At 61.2% G+C, this 16,438-nt stretch carries 15 protein-coding genes; 8 read left to right on the top strand and 7 right to left on the bottom strand.

Annotated elements, in window-relative coordinates:
- The first annotated feature begins 114 nt into the window (after nucleotides 1–114).
- The 5 genes from AC1RJ3_RS03585 to AC1RJ3_RS03605 all read left to right on the top strand — a co-directional run bounded on the left by AC1RJ3_RS03585 (nucleotide 115) and on the right by AC1RJ3_RS03605 (nucleotide 6,981).
- Nucleotides 115–3,348 (top strand): efflux RND transporter permease subunit, encoded by a 3,234-nt coding sequence (locus AC1RJ3_RS03585; RefSeq protein ID WP_347929250.1) that lies wholly within the window; start codon nucleotides 115–117, stop codon nucleotides 3,346–3,348.
- Nucleotides 3,338–4,504 carry an efflux RND transporter periplasmic adaptor subunit gene (locus AC1RJ3_RS03590; protein WP_493077508.1) on the top strand — a complete coding sequence of 389 codons (1,167 nt, stop codon included), beginning with the start codon at nucleotides 3,338–3,340 and terminating at the stop codon, nucleotides 4,502–4,504. Before AC1RJ3_RS03585 ends, AC1RJ3_RS03590 begins: the two co-directional genes overlap by 11 nt.
- On the top strand, nucleotides 4,488–5,912 hold the full coding sequence (locus AC1RJ3_RS03595) for an efflux transporter outer membrane subunit (RefSeq protein WP_347930004.1): 1,425 nt from the start codon (nucleotides 4,488–4,490) through the stop codon (nucleotides 5,910–5,912). The genes AC1RJ3_RS03590 and AC1RJ3_RS03595 overlap by 17 nt, the downstream gene beginning before the upstream one ends.
- 146 nt (nucleotides 5,913–6,058) lie before the next feature.
- On the top strand, nucleotides 6,059–6,529 hold the full coding sequence (locus AC1RJ3_RS03600) for an RNA methyltransferase (RefSeq protein ID WP_019692493.1): 471 nt from the start codon (nucleotides 6,059–6,061) through the stop codon (nucleotides 6,527–6,529).
- 77 nt (nucleotides 6,530–6,606) lie between these two features.
- Nucleotides 6,607–6,981 (top strand): YgaP family membrane protein, encoded by a 375-nt coding sequence (locus tag AC1RJ3_RS03605; RefSeq protein WP_347929248.1) that lies wholly within the window; start codon nucleotides 6,607–6,609, stop codon nucleotides 6,979–6,981.
- Nucleotides 6,982–7,159: 178 nt separating this feature from the next.
- On the opposite strand, the gene AC1RJ3_RS03610 is transcribed toward AC1RJ3_RS03605, so the two are convergent.
- Both AC1RJ3_RS03610 and AC1RJ3_RS03615 read right to left on the bottom strand, forming a co-directional pair.
- A complete protein-coding gene (locus AC1RJ3_RS03610; RefSeq protein ID WP_493077510.1) occupies nucleotides 7,160–8,389 on the bottom strand; it encodes a hypothetical protein in 1,230 nt (409 codons plus the stop codon).
- Nucleotides 8,390–8,428: 39 nt separating this feature from the next.
- Nucleotides 8,429–8,878: a YcgN family cysteine cluster protein gene (locus tag AC1RJ3_RS03615; protein ID WP_054596149.1), complete on the bottom strand. Its 450-nt coding sequence runs from the start codon at nucleotides 8,876–8,878 to the stop codon at nucleotides 8,429–8,431.
- A 282-nt stretch (nucleotides 8,879–9,160) separates the two neighbouring features.
- Between AC1RJ3_RS03615 and AC1RJ3_RS03620 the strand changes: the two genes are divergently transcribed.
- Nucleotides 9,161–9,754 (top strand): nitroreductase family protein, encoded by a 594-nt coding sequence (locus AC1RJ3_RS03620; RefSeq protein WP_019692497.1) that lies wholly within the window; start codon nucleotides 9,161–9,163, stop codon nucleotides 9,752–9,754.
- 163 nt (nucleotides 9,755–9,917) lie between these two features.
- Here AC1RJ3_RS03620 and AC1RJ3_RS03625 read toward each other — a convergent pair whose 3' ends face one another.
- The 4 genes from AC1RJ3_RS03625 to AC1RJ3_RS03640 all read right to left on the bottom strand — a co-directional run bounded on the left by AC1RJ3_RS03625 (nucleotide 9,918) and on the right by AC1RJ3_RS03640 (nucleotide 13,176).
- Nucleotides 9,918–10,850, bottom strand: coding sequence for a D-2-hydroxyacid dehydrogenase (locus tag AC1RJ3_RS03625; protein WP_103316216.1), 933 nt, complete (start codon nucleotides 10,848–10,850; stop codon nucleotides 9,918–9,920).
- Nucleotides 10,851–10,977: 127 nt separating this feature from the next.
- Entirely contained in the window at nucleotides 10,978–11,271 is a 294-nt protein-coding gene (locus tag AC1RJ3_RS03630; RefSeq protein ID WP_019692499.1) for a YcgL domain-containing protein, read from the bottom strand.
- Nucleotides 11,268–12,401 (bottom strand): ribonuclease D, encoded by a 1,134-nt coding sequence (rnd, locus tag AC1RJ3_RS03635; protein WP_054596147.1) that lies wholly within the window; start codon nucleotides 12,399–12,401, stop codon nucleotides 11,268–11,270. Before rnd ends, AC1RJ3_RS03630 begins: the two co-directional genes overlap by 4 nt.
- 112 nt (nucleotides 12,402–12,513) lie before the next feature.
- Nucleotides 12,514–13,176 (bottom strand): class I SAM-dependent methyltransferase, encoded by a 663-nt coding sequence (locus AC1RJ3_RS03640; protein ID WP_054596146.1) that lies wholly within the window; start codon nucleotides 13,174–13,176, stop codon nucleotides 12,514–12,516.
- Nucleotides 13,177–13,381: 205 nt separating this feature from the next.
- Here AC1RJ3_RS03640 and AC1RJ3_RS03645 point away from each other — a divergent pair, with 205 nt between their 5' ends.
- Complete coding sequence (locus AC1RJ3_RS03645; protein WP_347929246.1) at nucleotides 13,382–14,167, top strand: transporter substrate-binding domain-containing protein; 786 nt, start codon at nucleotides 13,382–13,384, stop codon at nucleotides 14,165–14,167.
- Here AC1RJ3_RS03645 and cynR read toward each other — a convergent pair.
- Nucleotides 14,161–15,033, bottom strand: a complete 873-nt coding sequence (gene cynR, locus AC1RJ3_RS03650) for a transcriptional regulator CynR (RefSeq protein WP_347929245.1) — start codon at nucleotides 15,031–15,033, stop codon at nucleotides 14,161–14,163. The two genes, AC1RJ3_RS03645 and cynR, sit on opposite strands and share 7 nt — an antisense overlap.
- A gap of 208 nt (nucleotides 15,034–15,241) precedes the next feature.
- On the opposite strand from cynR, the gene AC1RJ3_RS03655 reads away from it, so the two are divergent.
- Nucleotides 15,242–16,426: a cyanate transporter gene (locus AC1RJ3_RS03655; RefSeq protein ID WP_347929244.1), complete on the top strand. Its 1,185-nt coding sequence runs from the start codon at nucleotides 15,242–15,244 to the stop codon at nucleotides 16,424–16,426.
- Nucleotides 16,427–16,438 lie beyond the last annotated feature (12 nt).

Here is a 16,438-nt window from a genome sequence, read left to right on the forward strand (position 1 = left end):
GAAAGGATTTTCAGGAAATCGGTAAAAATTTCTTCATCCCGATGAAGGCAAATTGTTAGTTTGCAACCGCAAGACTGCCGAGGATTGCAACTCAACTCCTCGGAGGTTTACGGCATGCTCGGGCTGGTAAAGACTGCACTGCTAAAGCCCTACACGTTTATCGTGCTGGCAATTTTCATCTGCATCATCGGGCCCATGGCGGCGCTGCGCACACCGACCGATGTCTTCCCTGACATCGGCATTCCGGTGATTGCAGTGGTCTGGCAATACAACGGACTGGCCCCGCAGGATATGGCCGGACGGGTGATCTATACCTATGAGCGCTCCCTGAGCACCACGGTCAACGACATCGAACATATCGAGTCGCAATCGCTGCCGGGCATGGGCATCGTCAAGATTTTCTTCCAGCCAGGCGTCGATATTCGTACCGCCAATGCCCAGGTTACGGCGGTGTCACAGACAGTCCTGAAACAGATGCCCCCGGGGATTACCCCGCCGCTGGTCCTGAACTACAGCGCCTCCACGGTGCCAATCCTGCAGATGGCGTTCTCCAGTCCGACCCTGTCGGAAGCGAAAATTCGTGACCTGGTGCAGAACAGTATCCGCCTGCCACTGACTTCGGTCCCGGGCTTGGCGATCCCCACCCCGATGGGCGGCAAACAGCGCCAGATCACCCTCGACCTCGACCCTCAGGCGTTGGCCGCCAAGGGGCTCTCGGCCCAGGACGTGGGTAACGCGTTGGCGGCTCAAAACCAGATCATCCCGGTGGGCACCGCCAAGCTCGGCCCCAACGAATACACAGTGCTGCTGAACAACAGCCCGCAAGCCATCGACGAACTCAACGACCTGCCGATCAAGACGGTCGACGGCGCGCTGATCACCATCGGCCAGGTGGCCCACGTGCGTGACGGCTCACCGCCACAGACCAATATCGTGCGAGTCGACGGCCGACGCGCCGTGCTGATGCCAGCCTTGAAGAACGGCAACATCTCCACCCTGTCGATCATCGACGGCATTCGCCAGATGCTGCCGCGCATCAATGAAACCCTGCCGCCATCGCTCAAGACCTCGTTGCTGGGCGACGCTTCGGTGTTCGTCAAACAGTCGGTGGGCAGCGTAGCCCGGGAAGGCATCATCGCCGCCTTGCTGACCAGCGCGATGATTCTGCTGTTTCTCGGCAGTTGGCGTTCGACCCTGATCATCGCTGCCTCGATTCCGCTGGCGGTACTGTCGGCCATCGCCCTGCTGGCCGCCAGTGGCCAGACCCTGAACGTCATGACCCTTGGAGGGCTGGCGTTGGCGGTGGGGATTCTGGTGGACGATGCCACGGTGACCATCGAGAACATCAACTGGCATCTGGAACAAGGCAAGGCGGTGAAGACCGCGATCCTCGACGGTGCGAAACAGATTGTCGGTCCGGCCTTCGTGTCGCTGCTGTGTATCTGCATCGTGTTCGTGCCGATGTTCCTGTTGCAGGGCATCGCCGGATACCTGTTCCGGCCGATGGCCCTGGCGGTGATCTTCGCCATGGCCAGTTCGTTCATCCTCTCGCGGACGCTGGTGCCGACCCTGGCGATGTTCCTGCTCAAACCCCACGTGCCCGAGCAAGGTCCGGGGCATCACCCGGAAGATGAATTCATCAATCATCATGAGGGCGAACATCACCACACGCCTCGGCATCCGTTGCTGCAAGCGCTGCTGAATTTCCAGCAGGGGTTCGAACAGCGATTTTCCAACCTGCGGGACACCTACTACGGACTGCTGGAACTGGCTCTGGAATACCGCAAGCGATTCCTGCTGGGGTTTCTGGCCTGTGTCCTGGCTTCCTTTGCGCTGCTACCGAGCCTGGGCCAGGACTTTTTCCCGGCCACCGACGCCGGTGCGCTGTCCTTGCATGTGCGCTTGCCGCTGGGCACGCGGATCGAGGAAAGCGCTGCGGCCTTCGACCGGATCGAAGCACGCATTCGCGAGATCATTCCGGCCGAGCAACTGGACACGATCGTCGACAATATCGGTATCCCGCTGAGCGGCATCGACATGGCCTACAGCAACAGCGGCACCATCGGTCCCCAGGACGGTGACATTCAAGTGACCCTCAAAACGGAACACAGCCCCACCGCCGACTACGTGAAGCGGCTGCGCGAGGCCTTGCCCGAAAGCTTCCCCGGCAGCCATTTCGCTTTTCTGCCGGCGGACATCAGCAGCCAGATCCTCAACTTCGGCGCACCGGCGCCGCTGGACGTGAAAATCTCCGGCCCCAATAGCGATGCCAACCGGGCCTATGCGGTGGAACTGGAGCGACGCCTGCAACATGTGGCCGGTATTGCCGACCTGCGAATCCAGCAGTCCACCGGTTATCCGTCACTGCAAGTCAAGGTCGACCGACTGCGGGCCAATGGCCTGGGCATCACCGAACGTGACGTGACCAACAGCATGGTCGCCTCGCTGGCCGGCAGCTCCCAGGTTGCGCCGACCTTCTGGCTAAACCCGGCCAACGGCGTGTCGTATGGAGTGGTCGCGGCCACCCCGCAATATCGCCTGGACAGCCTGCCATCGCTGGAAGCCTTGCCGGTCACCGGCAGTGACGGTCGCTCGCAGATCCTCGGCGGCCTGGCGAGCATTTCCCGGGTGCAGAGCGAGGCGGTCGTCAGCCACTACAACGTCATGCCGACCCTGGATCTGTACGCCAACGTGCAGGGCCGTGACCTCGGTGGTGTGGCCAAGGACATCCAGAAAGTTTTGGATGACACCGCCTCCTTGCGACCCAAGGGTTCGGTGATCAGCCTGCACGGGCAGATCGACGCGCTGCATGAAGCCTTCAGTGGGCTGAGCTTCGGCTTGCTGGGTGCGGTGGTGCTGATTTATCTGCTGATCGTGGTCAACTTTCAGTCCTGGGTCGATCCGTTCGTGATCATCACCGCCCTGCCCGCGGCGCTCGCCGGGATTGTCTGGATGCTCTTTCTCAGTGGCACCTCGTTATCGGTGCCGGCACTGACCGGGGCAATCCTTTGCATGGGGGTGGCTACCGCTAACTCGATTCTGGTCGTCAGCTTCTGTCGCGAACGCCTGGCGGAACACGGCGATGCCCTCAAGGCGGCGCTGGAAGGCGGCTACACGCGCTTTCGCCCGGTGTGCATGACGGCCCTGGCGATGATCATCGGCATGCTGCCGCTGGCCCTGTCCGAAGAACAGAACGCGCCACTGGGCCGCGCCGTCATCGGCGGCCTGATCCTCGCGACCACTGCCACTCTACTGTTCGTTCCGGTGGTGTTCAGCCTGGTCCACGGACGTCAATCTCGCGCTATTGCTGAAGAAAACTTTGCTGGAGAAAGCTCTCATGTCGCCTGATCAAAAACCTTCGCGCAAACGCCTGATGCTGGCGGGTATCGGAGGCCTGACTCTGGCCGCGCTGCTGGTCGCCAACGGCCTGGCTGCCCGCACCCGCCATGAAAAAGCCGTTGCCGCCTGGACCGAAACTGCGGCCATGCCCTTGGTCAGCGTGTTCCAGCCGCAACAGAACGTGCATGGCGACAGCCTGCGTCTGCCGGCGCATCTGGAAGCCTGGAGCAAGGCACCGATTCATGCCCGGGTCAGCGGCTACCTCAAGGACTGGAAAACCGACATTGGCACTCCGGTCAAAGCCGGGCAGATCCTCGGAGAGATCGACAGCCCGGACCTCGATCAGCAGGTCGCGCAGACCCACGCGCGGCTGATCCAGGAGCAGGCCAACGCACGCCTCGCCGAAACCACCGCGACCCGCTGGCAAAACCTGCTGGCGACGCATTCGGTGTCGCGTCAGGAAGCCGACGAAAAACGCTCCAACGCCGCAGCGGCCAAGGCCAACGCCCAGGCAGCCGCCGCCGATTACGCCCGGCTCTCGGCGCTGGAAGACTACAAAACCATTCGCGCTCCGTTCGCCGGGACCATCACCGCCCGCAACACCGACATCGGCCAGTTGATCAAGGCTGACAGCGACAGCGATCCGGAGCTGTTCGACATCGCTGACACTCATCAACTGCGCCTGTATGTGCCGGTGCCGCAGAACTACGCCAGCGTGATCCGTCCCGGCATGCAAGCCGAATTGATTGTGCCGGAACACCCCGGCCAGCACTTCAGCGCCAGGCTGATCGGTGACTCCACCGCCGTCGACCGCCGCTCCGGGACCTTGCTTGCACAGTTTGTCGCCGACAATCCGGACGGGGCGTTGCTGCCCGGCGATTATGCCGAAGCCACTCTGCAGATTCCGGCCGACACCCATGGCGTGAGCATTCCCGCCAGCTCGCTGATCTTCCGCGCCCAAGGCACTCAAGTGGCAGTGCTCGACCCGGACAACCATGTGCACCTGCGCGAGATTCATATCGGCCTGGACCTGGGCGAGCGCCTGGTCATCGACCAGGGCTTGAAGCCTGCCGACCGCGTCGTCGACAACCCGCCGGATGCGTTGCGTGAAGGCGATTCCGTACAACTGGCCGACGCTGGGGGTTCTCATGCGCCCAAGGCTTAAGCCTCTCGCCGCAGTGCTGGCCATGGCGCTGGCCCTGCAGGGCTGTTCACTGGCGCCGACCTATAAGGCGCCGCCGATCGACTTGCCCGCGCAATACCGCGAACAGACCAGCGACGGTCCCTGGCACATGGCCAAACCCGCCGAACAGCTGTCTTCGCAATGGTGGCAGTTGTACCAGGACCCGCGTCTGGACAACCTGCAACAGCAGCTGCTCAAGGCCAACCCGGACCTGGCGGCAGCCCTCGCGCACTTTGATGCGGCGCAGGCTTATGCCGGCCAACTGCATGCCGGGCTGTTCCCACAGGTCACCGCCAGCGCGCAGCCGCTGCGCCAGCGCCAGTCGGACAACCGACCATTACGCGGGGCCAGCCAACCGTCGGTGTACAACAGCGATACCGCAGGCTTTGCACTGAGCTTCGATCTCGACCTGTGGGGGCGGATTCGCAACCAGGTGGCCGCAGGCGATGCCCAGGCCCAAGCCTCTGCCGACGACCTCGCCGCCGCTCGTTTGAGCCTGCAACGTCAACTGGCAACGCTGTATGTCCAGCTCAATGGCCTCGATGCCCAGAACAAGATCCTCGCCAGTTCTCTCGACGATTACGGCCAGGCATTGCAACTGACCCGTGACCGCTATCAGGGAGAAATCGCCTCGGAACTCGATCTGACCCGAGCCCAGAGCCAACTGGCCGAGGCCAAGGCGCAGCTGGACGATGTCCGCGCGCAACGCAATCTGACCGAACATGCGATCGGTGAGCTGGTTGGCCAACCGGCCAGTGATTTCCATCTGGACGCAAACAGCCAGGCCTTGAATCTGCCATCGATACCCGGCGCGCTTCCGAGCACCTTGTTGCAACGGCGCCCGGATGTCGCAGCAGCCGAGCGAAGAGTCTTTGCCGCCAACGCCAGCATTGGTGTCGCCCGAGCGGCCTGGTACCCGGACTTCAGCCTGACGGGGCTGCTCGGAGGGCAAACCGCCGGCAGCGGCAATCTGCTGGCTGCCAGCAACCGCTATTGGGCGCTTGGGCCGTTGGTCAATCTGCCGATTTTCGACGGCGGTCGCCTGGATGCCAACGAGCGTCAGGCCAAGGCCGAATTTGAAGAAGCGGCCGCCCATTACCGCAGTCAGGTGTTGCGAGCGGTACGCGAAGTCGAAGACAACCTCGCGCAAATGCGTGACCTGCAGCGTGAGGCGGAGGATGAGCAGGCAGCCGTACATGCCGCGCAAACGACTCAGACGTTGGCCATGAACAGCTATGAAGCCGGAGCCGTGAACTATCTGGACGTAGTGACCGCACAAACCTCTGCCCTGCAGGCACAACGACGTTTGCAGGATCTGCAGACCCGGCAGTTGCAGGCGAGCGTTGGATTGGTCGTGGCGTTGGGTGGCGGTTGGAGCAACGGCAGCTGACCGACAGTCGAGATTGACGCTGTATGCACCGGCCCTATCGCGAGCAAACTCGCGAGAGCCATTGCCCACGCACCGCCAATCTCGAAACTGACCGTTCCCACCCAATCCCCGTATAATCGCGGTTTTTCTCGAAGGGCACCCCGCTCGTGGCAAACAAACGGTACAGCTGCATCGGTTTGTATAACCCCAAATCACCGGAGAACGTCGGTTCGGTGATGCGCGCCGCCGGCTGTTACGGCGTGGCGTCGGTGTTCTACACCGGCAAGCGTTATGAACGCGCCCGTGACTTTGTCACCGACACCAAGAAAATCCACCACGACATTCCGCTGATCGGCATCGACGACCTGAAGAAAATCCTCCCGCTGGGCTGCGTCCCGGTGGCGGTCGAGCTGGTCGATGGCGCCCGTTCGTTGCCCGAGTACACCCACCCGGACCGTGCGCTGTACATCTTCGGGCCGGAAGACGGTTCACTCGATAAAGAGATTCGCGAGTGGTGCGAAGACGTGGTCTACATCCCGACCACCGGCTGCATGAACCTGGCCGCCACCGTCAACGTGGTGCTTTACGACCGTATGGCCAAGGGCAATAACACCCGTTCCGGTCCAAAATTTCGCTGATACGCTGAGCGCGGCATGGAGCAAGGCGGCCGACTGCACAGTCAGCTGTATAGCCATTGCCCCTGAGGAGACAGATCATGAGCGACATCAAACGCGTAGAACCCACGCCGTTCCAGACGCAGCCAACGCAAAACGTCCAGGGCTGGGAACGCATCGTGAGCACGGCCGGCGGTGTAGTGATGGTCGGCAAAGGCCTGCGCCGTGGTGGCGTGTTCGGGTTGATCGAGGTGGCGCTCGGCGGTGTAGCCCTGGCCCGCGGTATCACCGGTCACAGTTCGGCAAAAAGTTTCTTCGAAAAAAGTCGTCAGGACCTGAACAACGCCCGTTCGAAAATCGAACGGGCCGGCGCAGAGCTCAAAACCCGTAAAGCCGATGCCGATGCCGATGCGGCAACCCGTACCGCGACGGTGACGGGTAATGATTCGCTGAAATCGCCCAAGGCCGGGGTTTGAGAAACACTGCAAAACCCTGTGGCGAGGGAGCTTGCTCCCGCCGGCCGGTCCGCGCTCGGGCGAAGCAGTCGTAAATTCGACTTACACGGTTTATCTGTAAACCGCGTTTACCGCATTCAGGACCGCTTCGCGCTCCAGCGGGAGCAAGCTCCCTCGCCACAATTGCGCTTGACTCAAGTTATCTGAGCAACTCGGTGTCCAGCACTTTCGACGGCTCACCGATAATGCTCTCGGCCAACACCACAAACTCTTTGGTACTCACCCGCCCGAGGTCCATGGCGCCGCGCAACATGTCGTCCAACGAACGCTTGTTACGGGTTTTCAGGCGAATTTCGCGGTCCAGTTCCTGCAACAGCAACACCGCTTTGGCGAGCTGTGCCGTGCTGAGCTGATCGCCGCGCAGGGTGCTGACATGATGGCTGGCCTTGGTCATTTTATCTTCCAGCACCTGATAACGATCATCGCTCATGCCGCCGGCACGGCGCAGCAGTTCAATCGAGTAGTACTCGGCAAAGCCTTCATTGATCCAGTCACTGCGATCACTGTCCTTGATTCGCCCCAATACCTGGGCCAACTCACGGAGCAACGGGCTGCTGCCGCTTTCGCTGACCAACGGCAAATGACTGTGCAGATAAATCGATTCGTGCCCGGCCAGGCTGCCGCGCCACATCGGGTCCGCGGCCCCCACAATCAGCAGCTTGCCGGGATGACGCGGATACAGCGCCTGCACTTGCGGCCAGACGAAGGTCAGCAGCGTCAACACGTCCATCCGGTGCATGCCCTGCCCTTGCGGCGAGGCGACCGTGACTTCGGTTTCGCCCAGGCGTGTGCGACGACTGCCCAGGTTGCCGGCGAGCATCCAGCCCGTAGGCCGGTCGAGCCGTCGAGCAACGTTGTCGATGCGAAAGCGGTTCTTGCCGACCCGCGGCCAGGAAGTCTCGACGCTTTTCCAGCCTTCCGGCAATTCGAACTCGAGACGCGATACCAGCTCGACACCGTCCTGCTGATCCAGGCGCGCCGCCGGGACCAGGTCGTCGCCACGCATCAACGCCCAATTCGGCGTCATGCGGGTATCGAAACTGGAATTCTTGAAGGTGTGACTGATGCGTACCCGGTAGGTCAGGCTGGCCTTGTCAGCGCCCGGATGCCAGACGCCACGCGCTGCGTTGCCCGGCATGAGTTGCCACTGACCATCGGCCTTGAAGTCGCTGTACTGGCTGCCATCGCCCAGATCAAAATCCAGGCTGTGCACCGCCGAGCCACGTGCCAGGGTCAAGCGCACTTCAGCCTGATCGCTTTGCGGCAATAATCGTACGTGGTAATCGAGATCGACTTTTTTTGCCGCCCATACCGGTGAACTCAGCACCAGCAACGACAAAACCATCGGCAGCTTCAACCCAACAGCCATACACACTCCTTCGTGACTTGCTCGTACTACGACAGGTGCTTAACCCGCCCGAAAAATCAGATGATCTTCCCAATCATCCTCAGCCACGCTGCCTTCGGCGAGCATACGCCCGGACTGGGAAATGCGCTCGTGGTGCACGGCATCCCGATCGCCGCAAACCAGGTGATGCCAAAGCGGCAAGTCCTTGCCCTCGCTGACCAAACGGTAACCGCAGGTCGGCGGCAGCCACTTGAACTGATCGGCCTTGCCCGGCGTGAGCTGGATACAGTCCGGTACCGAGTCGCGACGGTTCGCATAGTCGGTGCACTGGCAGGTTTTCAGGTCCAGCAGTTTGCAGGCGATGCGCGTGTAGTAGACGCTGTTGTCTTCTTCGTCCTCAAGCTTTTGCAGGCAGCACAGGCCACACCCGTCGCACAACGACTCCCACTCCTCTTGATCGAGTTGTTCGAGGGTTTTGCGTATCCAGAAAGGTTCGACTTTGGCGGCCATGGCTCAAGCATCAACATCAGGTGGTGAAAAGGCCGCCAGTCTAGTGCCCCCGCCCCTGCGGGCCAAGTGCTGGCGACTGCCGGTAGAACAGAACTTGTCAGTTATGCCGCCACGAAGTAGCTTTGCCAGTCGCAACGACCCATGCCAAGGTGCCATAAACGCTCTACCGCGTTGCATTCAGGGCAATTGCCCCGGGTCTGAAAAACCTCACTGCCCAGCTCCACTGCGCGCGTCGGTTTTTACTCAACTTTTCCTTCATAAATGTAGTCAGGAAACTCGTCCATGAGCGCTAATCCCCGCGTTGCCGAATATGCCATTCACCCACAGTTCACTGATCGCTGGTCGCCGCGCGCCTTCACCGGTGAAAGTATCCCTGAAGAGACCCTGCTGAGCTTTTTCGAAGCGGCTCGCTGGGCACCGTCGGCCTACAACTCGCAGCCATGGCGTTTTCTCTACGCGCGCCGCGATACGCCGAACTGGGAGCGTTACCTGGGTCTGCTGAACGAGTTCAACCGCAGCTGGGCGCAACACGCCTCGGCCCTGGTGATCGTGATCTCGAAAACCACCTTCACCGCGCCAGGCGCCACCGAAGAAACCGCCGCCCTGTGGCACACCTTCGACACCGGCTCCGCCTGGGGCCATTTGGCCCTGCAAGCCTCTATCAGCGGCTGGCACACCCACGGCATGGCCGGTTTCGATCAGGAGCTGACCCGCAAGGAGCTGAATATTCCTGAAGGCTACGCGCTGCACGCGGCAGTCGCGATTGGCAAGCTGGGTGACAAGGCGACGCTCGCCGATTACCTGCAGGCCCGGGAAGTCCCAAGCCCGCGTCGCCCGCTGAGCGAGCTGGCGGCTGAAGGCGACTTCACCCTCTGAGGCTGAAATCACACCTGTGGCGAGGGGGCTTGCCCCCGTTCGACCGCGAAGCGGTCGTAAACCCGAGAATGCGTTCTGTCTGACAAAACGCGATTGCCGGTTATGGGGCTGCTTCGCACCCCAACGGGGGCAAGCCCCCTCGCCACATTGAAACTCGATACGACTAGTACCCCCGTGTGAAATCCACTTCGCCGCGCAACGCTTCGCCCGCCTGAAACGCCCGCAGATTCTCGACAAACAACTGCACCATCATTGGCGGTGAGGTAGGTGCCGAGCTGTGGCCGGTCAGCAGCAAGCCCCAGGCGGTCCAGAATGGATGGCGCTGCGGCAACGGTTCCTGACGGCAGACGTCGATCACCGCCCCTGCCAGATGCCCTTCCTTCAAGGCCTCTACCAGGTCCGCATCGACCACCGCCACGCCACGCCCGACGTTGATGAACAAACCGGTCGACTTGAACTGCTTGAACAACGCGGCGTTGTACAGATCGTGAGTGTTCGGCGTATTCGGCAGCAGGTTGACCACGTAATCGACTTCACCGACCAGGCGCCCCAGATCCTCCAGCCCCGCGACCTCAATGAACGGCGCCTGCTCGCGCGGCGAACTGGCGATCCCGTACAGCTTGACGCCAAAAGGCACCAAGAACTGCGCCACGCTCTGACCGATATCGCCGGTACCGACGATCAGCACCTTGCGCCCCGCCAGGCTCTGGCCCAGACGGTTGTCCCACTTGCGCTCGACCTGGCTGACCAGTCGCGCCAGCACTTCGCGCTCATGGCCAAGCATGTAGGTCAGCACATATTCAGCCATCATCTGACCGAAAATCCCGACCGCACGGGTCAGCCGATAGTGGCGTGGCAAGCCGTCGGCGAGCAACGGTGTAATACCGGCCCAGGTCGATTGCAGCCACTGAGGCTCATGACCTTGACGCAACAGCGTCGCCAACAGGTCCGGCTGGCCGAGCCATACCGGGCAGTCGGCGGCCATGCTGGCCAGTTCAGCGGAGTCGCCGCTGGTCAGTACCTGCAGTTCAGGCGCGGCCTGACGCAACAGTTGGGCATATACAGCGTGGTCGTGTTCGGCAATCAGAACGCGCATGGTTCAAACCTTCAAAAACAGTGCACAAGGCCGCCGAAGGAGTGTTTCTCCCTCGCTCGCGGCCCTAGCCAAAATTATCAATTCCATTGTTTCCAGAGGCTCTGGACAGAGCCTCTACAGATATCCGTCAAACCGGATCATTACGTCGTAGCAGCTCTTCCGGCAAGTGTTCGATGTACTCGTCTTCAGCCGGCGGCATTTGCAGGTGATAGCCCTGCTTGTCGAGGTTTTCCAGGACCACCGTGATGTCTTCGCGCGAGAGCTTGCGCTCGGGGGTCAACACCAGGTCGAAGGCGTGATGCGGTTTACCGAACGCCAGCAGCAGGTTTTCCGGGACGCGCTCCAGTGCATCGCTTTTGAGCACATAGAGGTACATCTCGTTTTTTTTCAGGCTTCGGTAGATCGAGCAAATACGTTTCAAGGCTGTTCTCCGGCGGTGGCCAGGCAGTCGAGCAGGGCCTGGCCCATCAATTCGCGGCGCCAGCCACGCAGCGAATCAGGCAATTGGTAAGGGCCCTCGGGGAAGCCGCTCTTGAGCAAGGCTTCGAGGGTTTTCTTGCGCAGCATCAGTTCCGGGGCAATGTTCAAGCGTTCAGCTTCGGCCTGACCGAGCGCCCGCAGCCGCTTGACCAGTGCCGCGGCTTCCACCGGCAAGGGCTCCGGCACCGCTGGCGGCCACTGGTCCGGCGGGACACTGCCGGCCTGCTTGATCAAGCCCAGCAGGAACTCACCGTCCTGACGCACGGTGCGCGGGTGCATGTCTTCGATTTTCGCCAATGCCCCGAGATTGTCCGGCTGGGTGCGTGCCAGCGGCCACAACGAATGCTCGCGCACGATGCGGTTGCGCGGCAGATCGCGGGCACGGGCCTCGTGCTCGCGCCAGGCGCAGAGTTCACGCAGCACGGCGAGTTGCGCGCGGGAAAGTTTCCAGGCCAGCTTGGCTTCGCGATACACCTCGTAAGGGTCGACTTCGCGGCGCAGGTTGGCCACCAGTTCGGCGCCATCTTCCAGGACCCAGGCGTACTTTTCGTCCGACAGCTTCGGCCGCAGATGCACGAAAACCTCCGCCAGATGCACGGCATCTTCGGCGGCGTAGCTGATCTGGGTTTCCGAGAGCGGACGTTGCAGCCAGTCAGAACGGGTCTCACCTTTGGGCAGGTCGATGCCGAGCACCTCCGACACCAGACGCGAGTAGCCCATGGAGAAACCCAGATTCAGGTAGGCAGCCGCCAGTTGCGTGTCGAACAATGGCGCCGGCAGGCTGCCGGTCAAGCGCAACAGGACTTCGAGGTCTTCGCTGCAGGCGTGCAGCACTTTGACCACTGCCGGGTTTTCCAGCAATTGGGCCAGCGGTTGCCAGTTGTCGATCGTCAACGGATCAATCAGGAAAGCCCGCTCGCCATCGCCAATCTGCAACAGGCCGGCGATCGGATAAAAGGTGTCGACCCGCATGAATTCGGTGTCGAGGGCGACGAACGGCAACTGCTGCCATTGGGCGCAAAACTGACCGAGGCTATCGTTGTCGCGAATCCAGTGAATATCGATGGCCACACGGCTCTCCCTTGAAGAATGGCGCGCAGTATATATCGGCCCCGGCGATTTCCGCGCACTGACTGAGCAAGCGCTTGAGCGAAACTCCCGCGGCTCGAGAAGAATAGGACAACTAGTCGGCTTTATGCAGCACGTAGACTCGCGGCAGGTCGCTGCCAGGCAGGGTGTCCAGGTACTTGAGCGTCTTGAAGCCCGCTTGCCGAAACTCTGCCTCAAGTTCGGCCTTGGTCGCCAGTTGGTGCGCTTGTGCATCCTCGCCGAACCGCGCACGCAGCTTGAAATACCCGTCTCGCTGTACCGACACGATCAGCGCGTCGCGACTGACCCGGTGAAACTCACGCAGCATCGCCAGGCGATCTTCACTGTTTTCGATGTGCTGAAACAACGGCATGCAAAAAATGCAATCCACGGAATTTTCCGGCAAACCGATGGTGAATGCCGAGCTCTGAAAGGTTTTGACCCGTTTGAGCAGCTCGGCCGGATGATGAGTCTGGGCATGGTCGAGCATTTCCTGGGACGGGTCGGTGGCAAGAATCACCCGGTTGGTATGCTCGGCCAGCACCGGCCAGTTGCCCCCTGCCCCGCAGGCCACATCGAGAATCAGCCCCGGTTCGCCGGCCACCTTGAGTGCGCGCCGCACCAGTCGCTTGCCACGCCACTGCAAAAACCGCTGCACCAGCCCACGGGGATGCCGCTGGAGGCAGACTCGAGCGTGCTCCTGATCGTAGCGTCGAGCACATTCGTGCTCGACTGAGGAAGGGGGTTGCGCAGACATAACTGGCGACTCTTGATAAAGGAAACGACTTACTGGCGACAGGTTATCAAGTTGCGCGTGAAAAAAAGGTTTAATGACGATGCCGGGGCTAGCCTGCAGCTTTTGCTGCGCCGCACGCTGGTTTCACCCTTGCACCAGCGCACCCGGCCAACAAATACTGACGTCGACCTCCCCTCCTCCTCTGGCAACACTCAAGGACGACCCGATGAAAGCTCGTTTACTGCTCTGCTCCTTGCTCACGTTCAGCGTCCAGGCAATTGCCCAGAATGCACCTTCGCACCTGGACCAGGTGATTGAACGAGGTCATCTGAAGGTCTGTACCACCGGCGATTACAAGCCTTACACCTACCTGCGCGCAGAGGGCGGATACGAAGGGATCGATATCGCCATGGCCCAATCCCTGGCGAAAAGTCTGAACGTTGATGTGCAATGGGTCCCCACCACCTGGAAGAACCTGATGACGGACTTTCTGGCTGACCGTTGCGATATCGGTATGGGCGGCATTTCGGTTTCACTGGAGCGGCAGAAAAAGGCGGCTTTCAGCGACACGCTGGGCGTCGACGGAAAAATCCCGCTGGTGCGTTGCGAAGATAAACAACGCTATCAAACCGTCGAACAGCTCAACCAGTCGTCCGTGCGGCTGATCGAGCCGGCAGGCGGTACCAACGAAGTGTTTGCCCGCACTCACCTGCCCAACGCCACGCTGACCCTGTTCCCGGACAACGTGACGATTTTCGAGCAATTGCTGGAAAACAAGGCCGACGTGATGATCACCGACGCTTCCGAAGCACGCTACCAGCAGAAGCTCAAACCCGGTTTGTGCGCGGTCAACCCCGAGCAGTACTTGCAGTACAGCGAGAAAGCCTACTTGCTGCCTCGCGATGACGTGGCCTGGAAAGCCTATGTGGATCAGTGGCTACACCTGAGCAAAGCCACGGGCGCCTATGATGCGGTGCTCGCCCAGTGGTTGGCGACCGCCCCCAGTCACTGAACACTGACCAGCACCCGGAATGCCTCACTCGCCGCGCTGCGATAAGCGCCCTTGCGACTGAGCAAGGCCACCGTGCGTTGTGGCAACGCTGGTTGCAGCGCCAGCGGGCGCAACCCCGGCAACGCATGGGTAATGGCTTCGGGGAGAATGGTCGCTAGGTGCCCGCGACGAACAATCTCGACAATCGCGCTGATGGAGTTGGCTTCGATGACGATGCGTGGCGCGATGCCTTGCTGTCGGCAATACAGGTCAATGTGCTGACGGGTTGCAAAGTCGCCGCTGAGCAACACCAGCGACTGCTGGCCCAGCGTCTGCGCGTCGAGTGCTTGTTGCCGGACAAACCCCGGATGCGCCTCACTGACGACCAGGCTCAAGGTTTCGGCAAACAGCGTCTGGCTGTCGATGTCCGCCAGGTGACTGCCGGTGAATGCGATGCCGAGGTCCAGTCGGTCTTCGGCCAGCGCGGCCTCGATCTGGTCCTGGGTCATCTCCTCGACGCTCAGGGTGAGGCCCGGGTACAGGCTGTTGAAACGCGCCAGCAACGGGCCGATCAGGTAGGCGGTGAAAGTCGGCGTCATGGCCAGCCGCAACGAGCCGCGTGTCAGGTCCTGCACGTCGTGCATCGCCCGTTTGGCCGCCTCCAGGTCTTGCAAGGCCAACCGCGCATAACGCACATACGCCTCGCCGGCATCGGTCAAACGCACCGTGCGCCCGGAACGATCGAACAATGGCGCACCGAGGACATCCTCGAGTTGCTTGATCTGCTGCGACAGCGTTGGCTGCGAGACATGCAATGCCTCGGCCGCCCGAGTGAAGTTGCGATGCTCGGCGACGGCGAGCAAGTAACGGATATGGCGTAACAGCATGCCGGCTCAACTATAGACATGGATTATGGATGGCATCATAAGCTGGTCCGCGACGCTATGGCTGGAAACAGTATCCGTGCGCCTTCCCTTGCGACTTTTTCCGGTAAGCCGAGCAGTATTTAATTTTTAAATACTGCACATGACTTTCTGATTTGCCGACGCCCGCCGCGCACCGCCTAATCCATACCTTGTCCTTCAAGGTATGGTTATGGAAAACGTTCGCGCCACCTCCCGCCCCGCTGTCTGGCTGATGATCGCCGTGATCCTCGTCGCCCTGAACCTGCGTCCGTCGATGGCCGCCGTCGGTCCGCTGTTGTCGGCCATTCGCGGCGATATTGCGTTGAGTTTCAGCCTGGCGTCGCTGCTGACCATGTTGCCGGTGATGGCCATGGGCTTGGCGATGTTCTTCGGCATGAGCGTCAGCCGGCGCCTGGGAGAACATCGAACAGTGGTGCTGTCGCTGCTGATCATTGGCTTGGCCACTGTCTCCCGACTGTTCCTCGATTCGGCCGCCGAACTGATCCTCAGCGCAGTCCTCGCCGGCATCGGCATTGCGCTGATCCAGGCCTTGATGCCGGCGCTGATCAAATCCCGCTTCAGCGACAACGTCTCGTTGTTCATGGGGCTTTACGTCACCTCGATCATGGGCGGCGCGGCCATCGCGGCATCGTTCGCGCCCTTGGTGATGACGCGTACCGGCAGCTGGCGTGTGGGCTTGGCGATCTGGGCGCTGTTGGCACTGCTCGCCTTGCTGCTCTGGTATGGCCAACGTCACGCCGTCCCGGCGACGCCTGCCGCCGTGCAACGCAAAGAAGCGTTTTTCAGCAATTCGCGCGCCTGGCTGCTGGCGATTTTCTTCGGCTTGGGCACCGCGGCCTACACCTGCGTGCTGGCCTGGCTGGCCCCGTACTACGTCGAGAAAGGCTGGAGCGAGCAGAACGCCGGCCTGCTGCTAGGCTTTTTGACGGCCATGGAGGTGATCTCTGGCTTGCTGACGCCGGCTATCGCCAACCGCAGCCGCGATAAACGACTGGTTCTGATGGTGTTGCTGGGATTGATCATGGCCGGCTTCTGCGGGCTGATCCTCAGCCCGCAACACCTGAGCCTGCTCTGGCCGTGTTTGCTGGGCCTGGGTATTGGCGGCTTGTTTCCCATGAGCCTGATTGTCTCGCTGGATCACCTGGACAATCCGCAGCGCGCCGGTGGGCTCACGGCATTCGTGCAAGGAATCGGCTATTTGATCGCCGGCTTGTCGCCACTGATCGCCGGGATGATTCGCGATCAACTGGGCAGTTTCGAATGGGCCTGGTGGTCACTGACGGCAGTGATGCTGTTGATGGTTCTGATGGTGTTGCGCTTTGACCCACGGCATTACGCCAAACACATTGATTGATCAGGGGCACAC

Source organism: Pseudomonas sp. GW822-FHT04C11 (assembly GCF_058800905.1).

What these genes read in the sequence shown, in the direction of transcription:
- AC1RJ3_RS03625 (WP_103316216.1), bottom strand. Translation starts at nt 10,850, where the DNA reads ATGCGCGTTCTGATTGCCGAACACGACCACGCTGTATATGCCCAACTG.
- AC1RJ3_RS03585 (WP_347929250.1), top strand. Translation starts at nt 115, where the DNA reads ATGCTCGGGCTGGTAAAGACTGCACTGCTAAAGCCCTACACGTTTATC.
- AC1RJ3_RS03655 (WP_347929244.1), top strand. Translation starts at nt 15,242, where the DNA reads ATGGAAAACGTTCGCGCCACCTCCCGCCCCGCTGTCTGGCTGATGATC.
- AC1RJ3_RS03605 (WP_347929248.1), top strand. Translation starts at nt 6,607, where the DNA reads ATGAGCGACATCAAACGCGTAGAACCCACGCCGTTCCAGACGCAGCCA.
- cynR (WP_347929245.1), bottom strand. Translation starts at nt 15,033, where the DNA reads ATGCTGTTACGCCATATCCGTTACTTGCTCGCCGTCGCCGAGCATCGC.
- AC1RJ3_RS03640 (WP_054596146.1), bottom strand. Translation starts at nt 13,176, where the DNA reads ATGTCTGCGCAACCCCCTTCCTCAGTCGAGCACGAATGTGCTCGACGC.
- AC1RJ3_RS03645 (WP_347929246.1), top strand. Translation starts at nt 13,382, where the DNA reads ATGAAAGCTCGTTTACTGCTCTGCTCCTTGCTCACGTTCAGCGTCCAG.
- AC1RJ3_RS03620 (WP_019692497.1), top strand. Translation starts at nt 9,161, where the DNA reads ATGAGCGCTAATCCCCGCGTTGCCGAATATGCCATTCACCCACAGTTC.
- AC1RJ3_RS03610 (WP_493077510.1), bottom strand. Translation starts at nt 8,389, where the DNA reads ATGGCTGTTGGGTTGAAGCTGCCGATGGTTTTGTCGTTGCTGGTGCTG.
- AC1RJ3_RS03590 (WP_493077508.1), top strand. Translation starts at nt 3,338, where the DNA reads ATGTCGCCTGATCAAAAACCTTCGCGCAAACGCCTGATGCTGGCGGGT.
- AC1RJ3_RS03615 (WP_054596149.1), bottom strand. Translation starts at nt 8,878, where the DNA reads ATGGCCGCCAAAGTCGAACCTTTCTGGATACGCAAAACCCTCGAACAA.
- AC1RJ3_RS03595 (WP_347930004.1), top strand. Translation starts at nt 4,488, where the DNA reads ATGCGCCCAAGGCTTAAGCCTCTCGCCGCAGTGCTGGCCATGGCGCTG.